Source organism: Arthrobacter sp. ov118, from assembly GCF_900116495.1.
Classification (GTDB): domain Bacteria; phylum Actinomycetota; class Actinomycetes; order Actinomycetales; family Micrococcaceae; genus Arthrobacter.
Genome location: NZ_FPAY01000006.1, coordinates 135,541 through 150,539 on the forward strand (window position 1 = coordinate 135,541; position 14,999 = coordinate 150,539).

Annotated in this window: 13 protein-coding genes and 1 pseudogene; 7 read left to right on the forward strand and 7 right to left on the reverse strand. The window is 67.1% G+C overall.

Features of this window, described 5'->3' with window-relative positions:
* Positions 1-35: 35 nt before the first annotated feature.
* The 3 genes from BM372_RS12870 to BM372_RS12880 form a co-directional block, all read right to left on the reverse strand.
* Positions 36-1,511 carry an NAD-dependent succinate-semialdehyde dehydrogenase gene (locus BM372_RS12870; RefSeq protein WP_090955820.1) on the reverse strand — a complete coding sequence of 492 codons (1,476 nt, stop codon included), beginning with the start codon at positions 1,509-1,511 and terminating at the stop codon, positions 36-38.
* 19 nt (positions 1,512-1,530) lie between these two features.
* Positions 1,531-2,781: an iron-containing alcohol dehydrogenase gene (locus BM372_RS12875; RefSeq protein WP_090955822.1), complete on the reverse strand. Its 1,251-nt coding sequence runs from the start codon at positions 2,779-2,781 to the stop codon at positions 1,531-1,533.
* A gap of 165 nt (positions 2,782-2,946) precedes the next feature.
* A complete protein-coding gene (locus tag BM372_RS12880) occupies positions 2,947-4,920 on the reverse strand; it encodes a helix-turn-helix domain-containing protein (RefSeq protein ID WP_090955823.1) in 1,974 nt (657 codons plus the stop codon).
* A 134-nt stretch (positions 4,921-5,054) separates the two neighbouring features.
* On the opposite strand from BM372_RS12880, the gene BM372_RS12885 reads away from it, so the two are divergent.
* Both BM372_RS12885 and BM372_RS12890 read left to right on the forward strand, forming a co-directional pair.
* Positions 5,055-5,534 (forward strand): DUF2975 domain-containing protein, encoded by a 480-nt coding sequence (locus tag BM372_RS12885; RefSeq protein WP_090955826.1) that lies wholly within the window; start codon positions 5,055-5,057, stop codon positions 5,532-5,534.
* Positions 5,534-5,740: a helix-turn-helix domain-containing protein gene (locus BM372_RS12890; protein ID WP_090955828.1), complete on the forward strand. Its 207-nt coding sequence runs from the start codon at positions 5,534-5,536 to the stop codon at positions 5,738-5,740. Before BM372_RS12885 ends, BM372_RS12890 begins: the two co-directional genes overlap by 1 nt.
* A 30-nt stretch (positions 5,741-5,770) precedes the next feature.
* Here BM372_RS12890 and BM372_RS12895 read toward each other — a convergent pair whose 3' ends face one another.
* Entirely contained in the window at positions 5,771-6,526 is a 756-nt protein-coding gene (locus BM372_RS12895; protein ID WP_090955830.1) for a FadR/GntR family transcriptional regulator, read from the reverse strand.
* Between the two features lie 94 nt (positions 6,527-6,620).
* On the opposite strand from BM372_RS12895, the gene BM372_RS12900 reads away from it, so the two are divergent.
* The 3 genes and pseudogenes from BM372_RS12900 (at position 6,621) to BM372_RS12910 (ending at position 9,739) form a co-directional block, all read left to right on the forward strand.
* Positions 6,621-7,499 (forward strand): carbon-nitrogen hydrolase family protein, encoded by an 879-nt coding sequence (locus BM372_RS12900; protein WP_090955832.1) that lies wholly within the window; start codon positions 6,621-6,623, stop codon positions 7,497-7,499.
* Positions 7,500-7,509: 10 nt separating this feature from the next.
* Complete coding sequence (locus BM372_RS12905) at positions 7,510-8,883, forward strand: APC family permease (protein ID WP_256214235.1); 1,374 nt, start codon at positions 7,510-7,512, stop codon at positions 8,881-8,883.
* A 77-nt stretch (positions 8,884-8,960) separates the two neighbouring features.
* A pseudogene (locus BM372_RS12910) lies at positions 8,961-9,739 on the forward strand (carbon-nitrogen hydrolase family protein).
* Between the two features lie 97 nt (positions 9,740-9,836).
* On the opposite strand, the gene BM372_RS12915 reads toward BM372_RS12910, so the two are convergent.
* Positions 9,837-10,793, reverse strand: a complete 957-nt coding sequence (locus BM372_RS12915) for a lipid kinase (protein WP_090955834.1) — start codon at positions 10,791-10,793, stop codon at positions 9,837-9,839.
* A 275-nt stretch (positions 10,794-11,068) separates the two neighbouring features.
* On the opposite strand from BM372_RS12915, the gene BM372_RS12920 reads away from it, so the two are divergent.
* Positions 11,069-11,356: a hypothetical protein gene (locus tag BM372_RS12920; protein WP_090955941.1), complete on the forward strand. Its 288-nt coding sequence runs from the start codon at positions 11,069-11,071 to the stop codon at positions 11,354-11,356.
* Positions 11,357-11,459: 103 nt separating this feature from the next.
* On the opposite strand, the gene BM372_RS12925 is transcribed toward BM372_RS12920, so the two are convergent.
* Together BM372_RS12925 and BM372_RS12930 are read right to left on the reverse strand one after the other, a co-directional pair.
* Positions 11,460-13,133, reverse strand: coding sequence for a thiamine pyrophosphate-binding protein (locus BM372_RS12925; protein WP_090955835.1), 1,674 nt, complete (start codon positions 13,131-13,133; stop codon positions 11,460-11,462).
* 118 nt (positions 13,134-13,251) lie between these two features.
* Positions 13,252-13,755 (reverse strand): Lrp/AsnC family transcriptional regulator, encoded by a 504-nt coding sequence (locus BM372_RS12930; RefSeq protein WP_090955837.1) that lies wholly within the window; start codon positions 13,753-13,755, stop codon positions 13,252-13,254.
* Positions 13,756-13,848: 93 nt separating this feature from the next.
* On the opposite strand from BM372_RS12930, the gene hisC reads away from it, so the two are divergent.
* Entirely contained in the window at positions 13,849-14,946 is a 1,098-nt protein-coding gene (hisC, locus tag BM372_RS12935) for a histidinol-phosphate transaminase (RefSeq protein WP_090955839.1), read from the forward strand.
* Positions 14,947-14,999: the final 53 nt, after the last annotated feature.

The following is a 14,999-nucleotide window of genomic DNA, read 5'->3' on the forward strand; positions in this document are numbered from 1 at the left end:
CTTTTCTTTCGGATGGAAACAGAGGGAGCCGCGGGCTACCAGTCGAGGGCGATGTATTTGGTTTCGGTGAAGTCCAGCAGGCCCTGGTGGGCACCTTCACGGCCGAGGCCGCTCTGCTTGACTCCGCCGAACGGTGCTGCGGGGTCGGAAACGAGTCCCCGGTTGAGGGCCACCATGCCGCTTTCGATGCGTTCAGAGACCCGAAGCCCGCGGCGGAGGTCTTCTGTGAACACGTAGGCTGCGAGACCGTACTCGGAGTCGTTTGCGGCGGCGATGACTTCCTCTTCGGTGTCGAAGGGGATGACCGAGGCCACCGGGCCGAAGATTTCCTCGCTGACCATGCGGGCCTGCAGCGGCACGTTGGTTACGACCGTGGGCGGGTAGTAATACCCGGCGCCGTCGATGGCCTTGCCGCCGGCGAGGAGCCTGGCTCCCTGGCTGACCGCGTCGCGGACCAGTGAGTCGACTTTGCGGACGCTGGCCTCGTCCACGAGCGGACCCACCTCGGTGTCGGCGTCGGTGCCCGGGCCTACGCGCATGGCGCCCATCCGTTCGGCCAGCCGGCGGGCGAACTCGTCGTGGACGCCGCGCTGGACGTAGATCCGGTTGGCGGCGGTGCAGGCCTGGCCGCCGTTGCGCATCTTGGCGATCATGGCGCCGTCGAGGGCCAGCTCGAGGTCCGCGTCATCGAAGACCAGGAACGGGGCGTTGCCGCCGAGTTCCATGGAGCACTTGAGCACGTTGTCGGCCGCCTGGCGTAGCAGGTGGCGTCCGACGCCGGTGGAACCGGTGAAGGACAGCTTGCGAACGCGGGGGTCGGCAAGGATCGGGGTCATGACCTCGTTTGTCTTGCTCGTGGTGATGACGTTGACGACGCCGGCGGGGACTCCCGCGTCGATCATCAGCTGGGCGATCGCCAGGGTGGTCAGCGGCGTGAGCGTGGCGGGCTTCAGCACGGCGGTGCAACCGGCGGCCAGGGCCGGTGCCAGCTTCCTGGTGGCCATGGCCGCCGGGAAGTTCCAGGGGGTGATCAGCACGCAGACACCGATCGGCATGTGCTGGACCAGGATCCGGTTGGCGCCCGACGGCGAGACGGACACATCGCCGATGATCCGGACCGCTTCTTCGGCGTACCAGCGGAAGAATTCGGCGGCGTACGCCACTTCCCCGCGGGCGTCGGCCAGGGCCTTGCCGTTCTCGAGGGAGATGAGGTGGGCGATTTGCTCGCTGCGCTCGGTCATCAGTTCGAAGCAGCGGCGCAGGATTTCGGCGCGGCGGCGCGGCGGGGTCGCGGCCCACTCCGGGAAGGCTGCTGCCGCGGCGTCGACGGCGGCGAGGCCGTCCTCGACGTCGGCGTCGGCGATGCCGGTGATGACCGAAGCGTCGGAGGGGTTGATCACCTCGACGGTGTCACCGCCGCTGGCGTGCTGCCAGTTGCCGGCGATGAGCAGCTGGCGGGGCACAGTCAGACCGTCGACGTCGAGCGGTTCCTGGGTTGAAAGAAGTGTCATCAGTGGTCCTTATTGCTGATCAGCGGATGGTGCGGTCGCCGGCGTAGGCGGCGGAAACGATGGAGGTTACGGCGTCGAGATCCAGCGGCACGGGGTTGTTGTCGATGAGCCGCTTGGAGTTCAGCGACAGCTTGGCGATCTGGGCGAGGTCGCTTTCCTGCACGCCAAGGGCCTCCAACGTCGGCGGCAGCTCGATGGCCGCGATGACCTCGTCGATTGCCTCGACGCCTGCGACGGCGGCGGCGCGCTCGTCGAGCCCGCGGATATCGCGCCCCAGGGCTTCAGCGATCTGTGCCAGCTGCGGCTGGATCGCTTGGAAGTTGTGGCGGACGACGTAGGGGAGCAGGAGGCCGACGCCCACACCGTGCGGGGTGTGGGTAAGTGCGCCTACCGGGTACTGGATGGCGTGCGCCGCGGCGGTTCCGGCGTTGCTGAGGACGACGCCGCCGTAGAGTGCCGCGAGCATCATCCCGCCACGGGCCTCGGTGTTCTCCGGGTCCTTGTAGGCGGTGACCAGGCTGCGGCCCACCAGCCCGATGCCGTTCAAGGCAATCGAGTCCGTCAGGATGTTCTTGCCGACGAAGACGCGTTCGGAGGCCAGGGTGGAGGTCGGCTCCCGGGTGATCGCCGTGAAGGACTCCACCAGGTGCACGAAGGTGTCAGCGCCGGTGGCGGCCGTCAGCGACGGCGGGCAGGAGTATGTGAGCTCGGGATCGCACACGGCGGCGAACGGGATGATGTGGGGGCTGGAGATGCCCATCTTCATGCCCAGGTCAGGATCGGAGACGACGGCGATTGCCGTTGCTTCGGACCCGGTGCCCGCCGTGGTAGGCAGTGCGATGACCGGCTTGGTGGGGCCGGGAACGGCGAACTCGCCGTAGTAGTCGCTCGGCTTGCCGCCGTGCGTGAGCAGCACGGAGACGACCTTCGCCATGTCCATGCAGCTGCCGCCGCCAAAACCGATGATGACGTCGATCTCCTGGCCCTTGAGCTCCTCGACGCAAGCGATGATCCCCGGCACCGGAAGCTCGGCCTGGGTGTCCCCGTAGACCCGTACGGTCAGGTCCCGGTCCTCGAGGCTCCGGACCAGGGCTTGGAGTTCCTCTGAGACGGCCAGCCGCGGATCCGTGCAGACCAGGACGTTGGTCCCGAATTCAGCTGCGATATTGGCGACGGCGAAGCGCTGCTGGGCGCCGACGACGACGCTCCGCGGCAGGCGGAGGACGCCGAAAGTTGCGGGACGGATGCCCGCTGCATGCGCACACGACATTGTGAATAACTCCTAGAGATGGGATGGGCGGCTGCCCGAAAGGTGCCGCAGATCTCAGCATTCCAGAGCTACGTGACACTCACCATGTGGTTTCGCGCCATATATCGCTCCTGCGCATGTGTGCCGGCACCATGTGCCTTGGCTGGCGGGAGGCAGGTCCGTTGATCAGAAGCCGACGGAGCTGACGCCGGCTGTCTTCATCCGCCACAAGCGCAGCGCCACTTGGACGTCAAGGGAGCGACTTCCCCGGCGCCAGGACGCACCGATGAGGGCGTCGATCCTGTCCAGCCGTTGCCGCAGGGTGTTGGTGTGGATGTGGAGGGAGTCGGCGGTCTCCTGGGTGGCGCCGCCGTTTTCGTGGAACGTCCACGCTGTGAGGACCAGTTGTGTTCCCCGCCGCTCGTCGTAGCCCAGAAGTGGACCCAGCTGTGCAGTGAGCAGCTGCCCGGCGAACGGGCTGTCCATCGCTCCCAGTAACATTCCGGCGGTACCCAAAGCCGCCCGGTCCGCTGCCTCGCCGTCGCGCGAGAGGGCCTGCAGTGCACGGAGGACGGCGTCGGCTTCGGTATGGGCCGCGGCCAGCCGGGCAAAACCGATCACTGGTTCTGACGTTCCGACCGTGGCCGTGATGCGGCGTCGTTTCAGTTCGTCGATGATGGTCTGGCCGGTGCGGCCGGCGCCCCCGGTTCCGTTCGGGCGATTGTCGTGCCGTTCAAAGGGTTCAATGATGCACAAGTGTGATTCGTGCAGGGCGATGATTCCCGGAACGCCCTCGGACCGGTGCCTGAGTACGGAGAGCGCCCGTTGGCGCTGGTCGTCGCTGACCCCCACCACGCGCACCACCAGCTGGAGGTGGTTTGCCAGTCCGAACTGGCCGGCCCTGCGGGTCAATGCCGCCGCGTTTTCAGCGCGCGGGCTGAGCAGGTCATCGATGAGTTCGAGCTGCAGCCGGTATTGGGCGTCCTGGAAGGTGCGTTCCAACAGCAGGGACACGCTGAGCACCAAGGCGCTGCGTTCCAGGACCGCGAGCCGGGCCGGGCTGAGTTGCTCGGCGACGATGAGGGAGGCGAGGTGCTGGTCGCCCGCGACGGCCGACATGACCGTGTACTTCTTGCCCTTTATTTCAAAGGGCACGGCCGCCCTCTTGGCCGCAGATTCCTCGGCGGCGCTCAGTGCCGGGAAACTGCCGAAGTCTCCCTCTGGTCCCGACTCCGCCAGCGGCTCGCCCATGGGAGAGACCAAGGAGACAGGAGTGTCGAGGGACTCGGCCAGCAGGTTGAGCAGGTAAGGAAGGCTGCCGGTCGAGGCCAGGGTTTCCATAAGCCGCCGGTCCAGGCTCGAGAGCTCCTCCAGGGCGCGTACGTGGGCCAGGTTCTGCTGCTGCGCCTGGTCCAGCCGGGTGAGGGCATTGGCCATTTCACTGAAGTAGCGGGCGTTTTCCAGCGCAACGGCTGCGTGTGTTCCGATGGATTCCATCAGGGCGACGTCGTCACTGCTGAACTGGTGCGCATGCCTGTCGGCGACCAGGAGCGCGCCGATGACTTTTCCTTCTGCGCGAAGGGGGACGCCCATGATCGCCCGGACGCCCTCGGCTGCCACTGCGGTGTCGCTGGACTCCAGATGCGATTTGGTCTCGTCCATCAAGTAGTCGGGGCTCTGGGCGGGCGCTTCGCCGGTCGCGACGGCGCCGAGCACGCCTTCGCCGAGGGGCATGCGGATGTTGCGGAAGAGAGCGGTGGTTGCGCCGTCGGTCACCCGGACGTAGGACTCGCCGGTGTCATAGTCGTTCAGGCTCAAGTAGGCGATGTCGCTGCCGATCAGTGACCGGGTGCGCCGGACGATGGCCTTGAGCACTGCCTCCACGTCGCGGATGCCGGTCAGGTCGGTGGCCGTATCGTAGAGGACGCGCAGCAGGCCTTCCCGGCGGCTGGCCTCCCACAACCGGGCGTTCAGCCGGCGTGCCGCCGCAGCAGCCGGCGGGTCGATGGCCCCGGCTTCCAACCAGGCGGACAACGTGGTTTCCAGATCGGCCGCGGAAACGCCATGGTCCAGCATGGCCATGAGTTGGCCGGCGCCTTTGGTACCGCCTGACAGGCCTCCGCCGCTGTGAACGGCGGAACTGTCATCGGCGGCAACCATGGACCTAATGCTAGTAGCTGGGCCACCTTGTGAGATGGCGGAGGGCTGCGTCTGGATTCGGGCGGCACCTCTAACAGCTACAGAACTCCCCGAGACCGATTGACTTTCGATAGTTAACAGCTGAGACTCGATGCATGCAATTCACTCGCTTGGCTGTCACCGCGCTCCGGATCGTCCTTGTCGTGGCCTTCCTCCTGTTGGTCCTGTTCCAAGTCATGTCCCTTCCCGGGCAGTTCGCTCACATGGCGCAGGAGAATCCGGAGCGGGCTTACCTGCAGTGGCCGCTCACCGTCTTCTCGATCCTGGAGGTCGCCTGCGTCCAGGTGGTGATCGTGAGCACCTGGAAGTTGCTCACCATGGTCAAGCTCGGCAGCATCTTCAGCAACGAGGCGCTGCGGTGGGTGGACGCGATTGTCTGGGCCATCGCCGCCGCGTGGACCATGCTGGCGGTGCTGTCCGCCTCCGTGGTCCTCAACGCGGATGACCCGGGCCTGCCGCTCCTGCTGTTCCTGCTGCTGGTAGCCGGCGCTGCCCTGGGCCTTGTGGTGGTGGTGCTCCGCGCGCTCTTGCGGCAGGCCACGGACCTGCGCACCGACATGGAAGCGGTGATCTGATGCCCATCGTGGTGCGCATCGACGTCGAACTGGCCAAACAAAAAATGAGCGTGGGGGAGTTCGCCGAACGTGTGGGGCTCACCCCGGCGAACGTGGCGGTGCTGAAAAACGGCCGGGCAAAGGCTGTCCGCTTCAGCACTCTGGAAGCAATGTGCCGGGTCCTCAAGTGCCAGCCGGGTGACCTGCTGGAGTTCGTCGAGGAATGACCGGTTACAGGTGACGGCTGTGACCGTTTGTCAGGCGGTGCCGCCGTCGTCCGTCAGGCCCATGAACATGGTGCGGTGCAGGATGTCCACATGCTGGCGCGAGACCTCCACGGCTTCCTGGACATTGCCGGCACGCAGGGCTGCCACCAGTGCGACGTGGTCGCAGTTGGACTTGTGCAGCAGCTCGATGGGGTAGGGGATGAAGTAGGCGTAGAGCTCTGCCAGCGTCTCGTGGTAGGCCTCGACGGCGGTGCCCAGACCCGAGGCGGTGCCCACGAGCTGGTGGAACTGCTCGTCCGCCTGGTGGTAGCCGGACCAGTCGCCGGATTCGGCCATGCTGTGCGTCAGCCGGTCGAGCTCATCGAGCTGTTCTGCCGTGGCGTTGAGAACCGCGTAGTGGGTGACGGCGCATTCGAACAGCAGTCTCCGGTCCACCAGCCGGTTTACCGCTTGGGATTCGGCCGGTGATGCCGTGAGTTCGGCCAGCACGTTCCGCGGGGGTTCATCGGCCACGAACGTTCCGCCGGCCCGGCCGCGGCGGCGGACCACCACGCCCTGATCGGCCAGGCTGGCCAGCGCCCGGCGGGCGGTAATCGGGCTGACCGACAGGCCCAGCGCCACGTCCTCCTGGTCGGGGAGGCGCTCGCCGGGTTTCAGCAGCCCGAGCGAAATGGCCATGCCGATCCGGAGCCGGACGGCGTCGATGGCGCTGCGGCGGTCGAGGCCGGCCAGCCTGCCGGCGCCGATGGGTGAGGCCTCGGCGGTGTCCTCGAACTGACGGGTCATATCCGCTACTTTACGGCCCATCTGCCCCTCTTCCCATAAATTGATCATTCTGATCTAATATAGTGCAGATCACATCCCCGACGTGGAGATAACCATGGAACGCACCCTTCCCCTCATCGCCGCCCAGGCCCGGCCACGACTCATCGGCGAACCCGTATCGGCCTTCGCGGACGAGGTCAAAGCCGCCCTCGCCGCCCAGCCGCACAGCAGGCTGGTGGTCTTTCCCGAGCTGCACCTCTTCGGCGACGAAAATCCGGATCAGCAGCGCACCGAGGTGCTCCAGGACTCTGCCGAACCGCTGGACGGTCCCCGGGTCAAGGAGCTCCGGGAGCTTGCCGGGGACCTGGGCATCTGGCTGGTCCCGGGGAGCGTGTGCGAGCGCGGTCCGGAGGGGCAGCTGTTCAACACCCAGCTGGTCCTTTCCCCGGAGGGTGAGCTGGCCGGCTACTACCGGAAGGTCTTCCCGTGGCGGCCGTTCGAGCCCTACGAACCCGGCGACCGGTTCACCACCGTGGACCTGGCCGGCATCGGCAGGGTGGGCCTGAACATCTGCTACGACGCATGGTTCCCGGAGGTCTCCCGCCAGCTCGCCTGGATGGGTGCCGAGGTGATCCTCAACGTCGTCAAGACCACGACGCCGGACCGCCGGCAGGAGCTGGTGCTCGCCAAGGCCAACGCCATCGTGAACCAGGTCTTCATGGTCAGCGTCAACTGCGCGGGTCCCACCGGTAGGGGCCTGAGTATCGTCGTCGACCCCGAGGGCAACACCATCACAGCAGCCGACGACGATTCACCGGTGCTGCTTACGGCGGAACTGGACCTTGCCGCCGTCGAGCACGTCCGACTGCACGGCACCGAAAACCTCAACCGCCCCTGGTCCCAGTTCCGCGACGGCGAGGACGCCGTCGAACTGCCCGTGTACCAGGGCCGGATCAGCCCGGCCACCTGGGCTCCCCAGCCCTTCAACGCCTAAGGAAGCACCCGTGACCACTTCACCCACCGTGACAACATCACCCACCCTGACCCGCACGCTGAAGCTGCCCTCCCTGGTCCTGTTCGGCCTGGCGTACCTGACCCCGCTGATCGTCCTGGGGATCTTCGGGATCATCGCCGAAACCACCGGCGGGGCATCGCCGGCCGCCTACCTGGTGGCCATGGTCGCCATGCTGTTCACGGCGCACAGCTACGGCCGGATGGCCGTCGCTTACCCGGTGGCCGGTTCCGCCTACACCTACGTCCGCCGGTCCATCGATCCCCGGGTGGGGTTCCTGGTGGGCTGGGCCATCCTGCTGGACTACCTGTTCCTGCCGATGGTCATCTGGCTCATCGGCGGCTCCTACCTGAGCGCGCAGTTCCCCGGAATCCCGATCGGGGTCTGGATTGTGGGCTTCATCCTCATCACCACGGTGCTGAACATCCTGGGCATCAAGGTGGCGGACAAGGCCAACTACGTGCTGATGGCCTTCCAGCTGCTGGTCATCGTGTTCTTCGTGGCGCTGTCCATCGGCAACGTCGTGTCCACCCAGGGCGCCGGCGGCCTGGCCAGCACGCAGCCGTTCTTCAACGACACCTCCAGCTTCGCCACCATCTCGGCCGGCGCCGCCATCGCGGCGTACTCGTTCCTCGGGTTCGACGCCGTCACCACCCTCACCGAGGAGACCATCAACCCGCGCAAGAACATGCCCCGCGCCATCATGCTCATCGCGCTGATCGGCGGCGGCATCTTCGTGGTGGTCTCCTACGTGACGCAGCTGGTGCACCCCGGCGGGGTGTTCGAGGATTCGGCCTCAGCGGCCAGCGCCATCGCACTGCAGATCGGCGGCCAGCTGTTCGGTGCGGTGTTCCTTGCCGGGCTGGTGGCGGCGCAGTTCGCCTCCGGACTGGCGGCGCAGGCCAGCGCCTCCCGCTTGATGTATGCCATGGGCCGCGACTCGGTCCTCCCCAAGGCGGTCTTCGGCAAGCTCAGCGCGAAGTTCCACACACCCATCCTGAACCTTGTCATCACCGGCATCGTGGGGCTGATCGCGATCTTCCTCGATGTCGCCACCTCGACGTCGTTCATCAACTTCGGTGCCTTCACCGCCTTCACGCTGGTCAACGTCTCAGTGGTCTTCCATTACGTGCGCCGGCGCCGGGCCGGGGAGCAGCTGAACGCTGTGTCCTATGTGGTGGTCCCGGCGGTCGGTGCCATTATCTGCGCCTACCTGCTCTCCCAGCTGGACAGCAACGCCATTACGCTGGGAGTGTCCTGGCTGGTGCTGGGGATTGTGGTCCTGGCCGTGATCACGCGCGGCTTCAGGGCGGCGCCGCCGGAGATGACCAGCACGGAGAAGGCGACGGTTGAGGCGGCAGCTTGAACTCGGTTGCCTGACCAGATGCCGCCTGACAACCTGCCGCCTGAGCTGGGCCGCCTGACTAAAGGGAAGGATTGACCGTGAGGATTGCGCTCGGGCAGCTGGAGTCCGGCACCGACATCAACGCCAACCTCGTTGCGATCGACCGGTTCGCCGCCGCGGCCGCCGGAGACGGCGCCGCCCTGGTCGCCTTCCCGGAGTACGCCGCCTACGAGAAGAAGAAGGTGGACGCGACCTTTCCCGAGGTGGCCGAGCCGCTGGACGGTCCCGTCTGCCGGGAGCTTGCCAGCACTGCCCGTCGGCATAGCATCGCGCTGGTGGCGGGCGTGGTGGAAACCTCGGAGGAACCGGGCAAGGCCTACAACACCCTGGTGGCTTTCGGGCCCGACGGCGATCGGCTCGCCTTTTACCGGAAGATCCACCTCTTTGACGCCAGGGTTTCGGGGAATCGACGTTCATCAAGCCGGGTCCGTCCACCAGCCCGGTGGTGTTTGAGTCCGGCGGAGTGCGGTTCGGCCTCATGACCTGTTACGACCTGCGGTTCCCGGAAATGGCTAGGTCACTGGCCGACGCCGGCGCCCAGGTGCTGCTGGTCTGCTCGTCGTGGGTGCCGGGCACGCATAAGACGGAGCAGTGGCTGGCGCTGAATGCGGCGCGCGCCATCGAGAACAGCGTGTACGTGGCTGGGGTGTGCCAGGCGCCCCCGGTCTCCGTTGGCCGCAGCATTCTGGCTAATCCCATGGGGGTCATCGAAACAGACCTTGGCCTCGAGCCCGGTGTCCGGGCGGTGGATATCTCGCTTGAGACTGTGCTCAGGGTGCGCCAGCAATTCCCGATGTTCCGGCAGCGGCGGCTGTAGTCCAGGACCGCTGCGCTACTGTGGCCTGGTATGCCATGGGCAGCTTCAGGCCGCGTTCCTTGGTGCGATTCGGAGGGCAGTTTTGCTAGTCAAGCTTTCAACTGGATGGCCAGTTCGCGGCGCCCGGCCCGTCGAACAACGCGCTGGTGCTGCTCTGGGGTACCACGACGTGAACGGCGTTGCGCTGGACGGTGAAGTCGGTGGGCGTGGTGGTCGCGATCTCGCCGTCGAGGTTCACCGGTAGCGGCTGCTCGGTGACCAGCCGGAGCCGCCGGCTGGTCAGGTGGTAGACCCGGTCGTGTTCGATGAAGCTTCCGTCCTTGAGCAGCCGGGCGATCTTCACGTGCTCCCGTAGCGGCGCCGCCAGGATGGCGTAGATGTCAAGGGTGTGATCGTCGATCCCTGCCGTGGGGGAGACCGTGTTGCCGCCGCCGTAGTGCCGGCCATTGCCGACGGCCACCTGGAGCAGGTTGTCGAGCTCCATGGGCTCGTGGTCCCGGTCGGGGAACTCGAGGCGGGCCCGGAACGCCTTGTGCCGCGCATAAGCAGTCAGGGTGGCAACGCCGTAGGCCAGCGGCCCGATATGCCGCTTCAGGCGGGGGCTGAGAGCCTCGGTAACAGCCACCGACAGGCCCACCGACGCAACGTTGAGGAAGGGCTCACCGTTGGCCCGGCCGAGGTCGATGTCCACCACCTTCCCGTCCGCGACGGCGGCGCACGCCTCGGCCAGATTATTCGGTATCTCCAGCGTGCGGGCGAAGTCGTTGGCGGTGCCCAGCGGAAGAACGCCGAGCACAACGTTGGTGCTGGCAACCCGGCCGGCGGCGTAGGACACCGTCCCGTCGCCGCCGCCGACAACCACCAGGTCGTGCCCGTCCGCCACCACTCGATCAAGCGTTTCGGCCAGGTCTGCCCCGGACAGCACGTGGTGCACGGAGGAGATCGGCACGCCTGCCTTTCGCATGGCGTCCACCGCAAGTCCGGGTGCCGCCCCTCGGCGTGATCCGGCGTTGATCACAACAGCGGCAGAGCGTGCGTTCCGGGCAGCCTTCATGGGGGACATGTTAGGCCGCGGACCTGTGAATCAGCCCGCCACCGCCGTACGAAGCCATCCGTAGCCGCCTTGCGTAGACGTGAGCCTTCCCACCTTATTCTGAGTAGCTCACAATAAGGCTGTAAAATTAGGTACAGGCCACCGTAGCCCTTGAGTACCGCACCGGTGAACATACCCGGGCCAGCGGGGCAAGCGACACAACGCGCAACCGCCCTCCTGCTTGAGCGGCACAAGAAACCTGTATGACCCTCATCCCGAAACCCCACGGAGAACCCATGACTTTGCTGACCGAACGCCCCGAAACCTCCTCATCCACCACCGAAACCACCCCAAAGGCCGCTACCGCTAGCACTGTCGCTGACACCGCAGTGCGCGGCGGCAGCTACGTGACTCTCCCCGCCGGCAGCGTCCCCGCCGGAGTCGAGGGCAGCTATGTCACCGTCGCTGGCGGGCGAAACCTGCCCCCCGTCACCCGTGGCAGCTATGTCACAGTAGACGGCGCACCCGTTGTTGCCGCCAGCGTCATCGAGGGCAGCTACGTAACGCTTCCAACGGCGGCCTAGGGTCCAGCGCCGGCGGGGGATAGCACCACCGCCGGGCATAAAAGGAGGCCGAAGGCGACACTGGGTGTCGTCGTCGGCCTCCTTTTTCGTGCCAGCCGGGCAGCTACCCTGCAACCGCCGCCTTCGCGGCCTGCGACGCCGCCATCCACTCGCTCAACCACGGGGCCCGGACGCTCGACGTGATCCGGCAGTCGGCCACGAAGGTTCCCCTGGCGCCGGCGTCAATCCAGTCCGTGAGCGCGGAAAGGTCCGCCAGCGAGCGGATGACCGCCGACTCCGCACCGAGCGCGCGGGCGATGCCGCTGAAGTCCACCTCGGGGATCAGCATGGGCTTTTCGGTCAGGCCCTGGGAGCCGTACTGGTGGATTTCGGCTCCGTAGGCGGCATCGTTGTAAATCACGACGACAGCGCTTCTGGCCGCGCCGATGAGCGATTCGAGGTCGGACAGGCCCATCAGGAAACCGCCGTCGCCGGAGGCCAGCACCAGGGTGCGGCCGTCCTCCACCGCGCGGGCGGCCCCGACGGCGCTGGCAAGGCCCAGCCCGATGGCCTGGTAGGCGGTCCCCACCATGACCAGGTCCTGGGGCCTCGGGATGCGCCAGTACATGGGTGCCCAGCCGACGAAGTGCCCGCCGTCCTGGACCACCGTGCGGCGCTCCGGCAGCACCGCATCCAGTGCCGTGGCAAGGGAGCGGGGGTCCAGCCGGCCGTCCGGGGTCTCCGCGGAGCCTGCCTGGTGTGCCGGTCCCTCGGCCAGGCGCCTGCGGGCTTCCGCGCGCCAGGCTTCTGCGCGGCTGGCGTCCGGCGAGGCCGGGCCATCCAGCAGCCTCAGGAGGCGTCCCGCGGCAGACTTCACGTCCGCGCTGACGAACGTGTCCACCCGGGGGTGCGTCGGCTGCAGGGCGGCGTCGATCTGGATGACGGTGCTGTCCGGGCCGAGCAGGTGCCCGAACCGCATGGTGAAGGGGCTCAGGCTTGCCCCGGCCACGAGGACCACATCGGCCTCACCCATGAGCCCGGCCGCGGTGTCCGTGCCAAAGCCGCCCGCGACGCCGAGATACCCCTCGCCCTGCAGGAGGTTGAGCGCCAGGGCGGTCCCGGCGGTCAGCGCGCCGAGGCGGTCGGCGAGCTCCCGGAGCTCCGGGCCGGCGCCGGCGAGATGGGCACCGCGGCCGGCGAGGATCAGCGGCCGCTTCGCCCCGGCGAGCAGGTGGGCTACCTGCCCAAGGCCGCCGTCGACGTCGTCACTCACCGCCGGTGCCAGCGGCGTGGGAAGCTCTTCATCTGCCGCCTCGAGTGCCGCGAGGTCGTAGGGGATGGCAATGACGACGGCGGTGCGCTTGGTGAGCGCGTACTCCACCGCCTGCTGCGTGATGGAGCCCGCGGCGTCGCGGGTGACGGTGAAGGTCGCCGCGCCGAGGCCCGCGGCGATGGCTGCCTGGTCCACGTCCTGGGGCCGGGCGCCACTGCTCGGCGCGTCCCCGGTGACCAGCACCACGGGGATTTGCGCCTGGACGGCCTCTGCGAGGGCGGTGAGCGCGTTGGTGTAGCCGGGGCCGTAGGTGGTGGTGCCCGCTGCGAGGCGTCCTGACGTCCGGTAGTAGGCGTCGGCCGCGGCGATGGCGGCGCCTTCATGCCGGACGGCGGAGAAGCGGAGGCCCAGCTTTTCCGCGGCGTCCAGGAAGTAGACGTTTCCATTGCCCATGACGCCGAAGACATCGCTGAGATAGCTGCTGAGAACCTGCGCCACGCGGCCGGAGACGGTAAGTGAAGTCATGCAGGAATCATGTGGCCTGGTTCACAAGCAGGCAAGAGAGTGGAGTTCGATTGGGATATTTGGCAGGAAGACACGGGCCGAACTGAATATCTGCACACTTCTGGTGCGCGTCACCCGGTCAGGTGGAAGGGCGCGATTCCTGCTCCGACAGCCGGCTCAGAAGGCCGTCGTAGCGGGGCGGCATGAGTTCCAGCACGGAAATGGCCGTGCTGGTCCGCTGGATCCCCTCGATTTCCAGGATCTCGTTGGTGATGCGGTAGAGATCGGCCGTACTGCGGGCCACCACCTTGGCCATGAGGTCCGCGTCCCCGGTGGTGGCGTGCACCTCGATGACCTCCGGGATCGCGGCGAGCCCGTCTTCCACCGCGCCTGTCCGGGTCTGGCTGATGGACAGGGAGAGGAAGGCCATCAGGTCGTAGCCAAGCGCGGCGGGATCCAGCCTCCGGCTGAAGGAGCGGAGGGCGCCGCTGCGCTCGAGCCGTGCCAGCCGGGCGTGGACCGTGTTCCGTGCGACGCCGAGCGTCCGCGAGAGTGCCAGGGCGCTGGCTTCGGGATCCTTGTCGAGGGCCAGGATGATCCTGCCGTCGAGTGAATCCAGGGTGCGGGGGTTCGGGATGGTCATATTTTCACCACAGACAGTAGATGTTGAGCAGAAGTCCCAATGGGTTGAGCGTATCTTGCATTGTGGGCGGGGTCACAATCATGATCGTTCCTCATGACCCGTGATCAGATCCTGACCGCACCGGACGCCGCGCTTCCCACCCTTCGGGGCGCGGTGGCCGGACTTCCGCCCTACGTCCCGGGCCGGCGCAGCGCCGGCAGGGACATCGCAGCCCTCGCCAGCAACGAAAGCCACTACGAGCCACTGCCCGCTGCGGCCGCTGCGGTGGCCGCGGCGGCCGGTACGATGAACCGCTACCCGGACAGTGCCGCCGTCGAACTCCGTGAACGGATTGCCCGCCACCTCGGCGTCACGGCCGCAGAGGTGGCGGTGGGACCAGGCAGCGTCGGCGTCCTCCAGCAGATCATCACCGGACTGTGCGACGCCGGGGATGAGGTGATCTTCGCGTGGCGCTCCTTCGAGGCGTACCCCATCCTGGTGGAGCTGGCAGGCGCCCGGCCGGTCCGCATCCCGCTGGACGGCGCTGAGGGGCACGACCTTGACGCCATGGCCGCGGCCGTCACTGCCCGCACGAAGGTTATCCTGCTCTGCACCCCCAACAATCCGACCGGCGTGCCGATCAGCCATGAACGTATCGAGGCGTTCCTGCGGTCCGTCCGCTCCGACATCCTTGTGGTGATTGACGAGGCCTACGTGGAGTATGCCGAAGCGGGCAGCGGCCCCGATTCCCTGGCGCTCTACCGCCAGTACCCGAACGTCTGCATTCTGCGCACCTTTTCCAAGGCCTACGGACTGGCCGGCCTGCGCGTGGGTTACGCAGTGGCGGCGCCCGGTATTGCTGAGGGACTGCGCCGGACCGCCCTTCCCTTTTCGGTGAGCGCGCTGGCCCAGAAGGCTGCCATCGCGTCGCTGGACGCCGGGGAGGAGATGGAAGCGCGGGTGACCGCCGTCAAGCAGGAGCGCGCCCGGATGGCCGCGCAGCTGGAAGCCCAGGGCTGGAAACTGCAGCCGAGCCAGGGCAACTTCCTTTGGATCCGTGCGGATGAGCTGCTCCAGGCGAGGCTGGTGGACGCGTTTGACCGCGCGGGCATCATGGTCCGGGCGTACCAGGGCGACGGCGTGCGGATCACCGTTGCCGGCCCCGCCTCCAACGATCGCGTGCTCCGACTTTTGGAAACGCACGCGGCCTGACAATCGACTGACCTGAAACCCCATCCGTTCCACTTACAACCAGAGGACTCCCC

Excerpts from the sequence above, each read along its gene's own strand:
- BM372_RS12915 (WP_090955834.1), bottom strand. The coding sequence starts at position 10,793 with ATGAAGGCTGCCCGGAACGCACGCTCTGCCGCTGTTGTGATCAACGCC.
- BM372_RS12890 (WP_090955828.1), top strand. The coding sequence starts at position 5,534 with ATGCCCATCGTGGTGCGCATCGACGTCGAACTGGCCAAACAAAAAATG.
- BM372_RS12875 (WP_090955822.1), bottom strand. The coding sequence starts at position 2,781 with ATGTCGTGTGCGCATGCAGCGGGCATCCGTCCCGCAACTTTCGGCGTC.
- BM372_RS12880 (WP_090955823.1), bottom strand. The coding sequence starts at position 4,920 with ATGGTTGCCGCCGATGACAGTTCCGCCGTTCACAGCGGCGGAGGCCTG.
- BM372_RS12900 (WP_090955832.1), top strand. The coding sequence starts at position 6,621 with ATGGAACGCACCCTTCCCCTCATCGCCGCCCAGGCCCGGCCACGACTC.
- hisC (WP_090955839.1), top strand. The coding sequence starts at position 13,849 with ATGACCCGTGATCAGATCCTGACCGCACCGGACGCCGCGCTTCCCACC.
- BM372_RS12870 (WP_090955820.1), bottom strand. The coding sequence starts at position 1,511 with ATGACACTTCTTTCAACCCAGGAACCGCTCGACGTCGACGGTCTGACT.
- BM372_RS12930 (WP_090955837.1), bottom strand. The coding sequence starts at position 13,755 with ATGACCATCCCGAACCCCCGCACCCTGGATTCACTCGACGGCAGGATC.
- BM372_RS12925 (WP_090955835.1), bottom strand. The coding sequence starts at position 13,133 with ATGACTTCACTTACCGTCTCCGGCCGCGTGGCGCAGGTTCTCAGCAGC.
- BM372_RS12895 (WP_090955830.1), bottom strand. The coding sequence starts at position 6,526 with ATGACCCGTCAGTTCGAGGACACCGCCGAGGCCTCACCCATCGGCGCC.
- BM372_RS12920 (WP_090955941.1), top strand. The coding sequence starts at position 11,069 with ATGACTTTGCTGACCGAACGCCCCGAAACCTCCTCATCCACCACCGAA.
- BM372_RS12885 (WP_090955826.1), top strand. The coding sequence starts at position 5,055 with ATGCAATTCACTCGCTTGGCTGTCACCGCGCTCCGGATCGTCCTTGTC.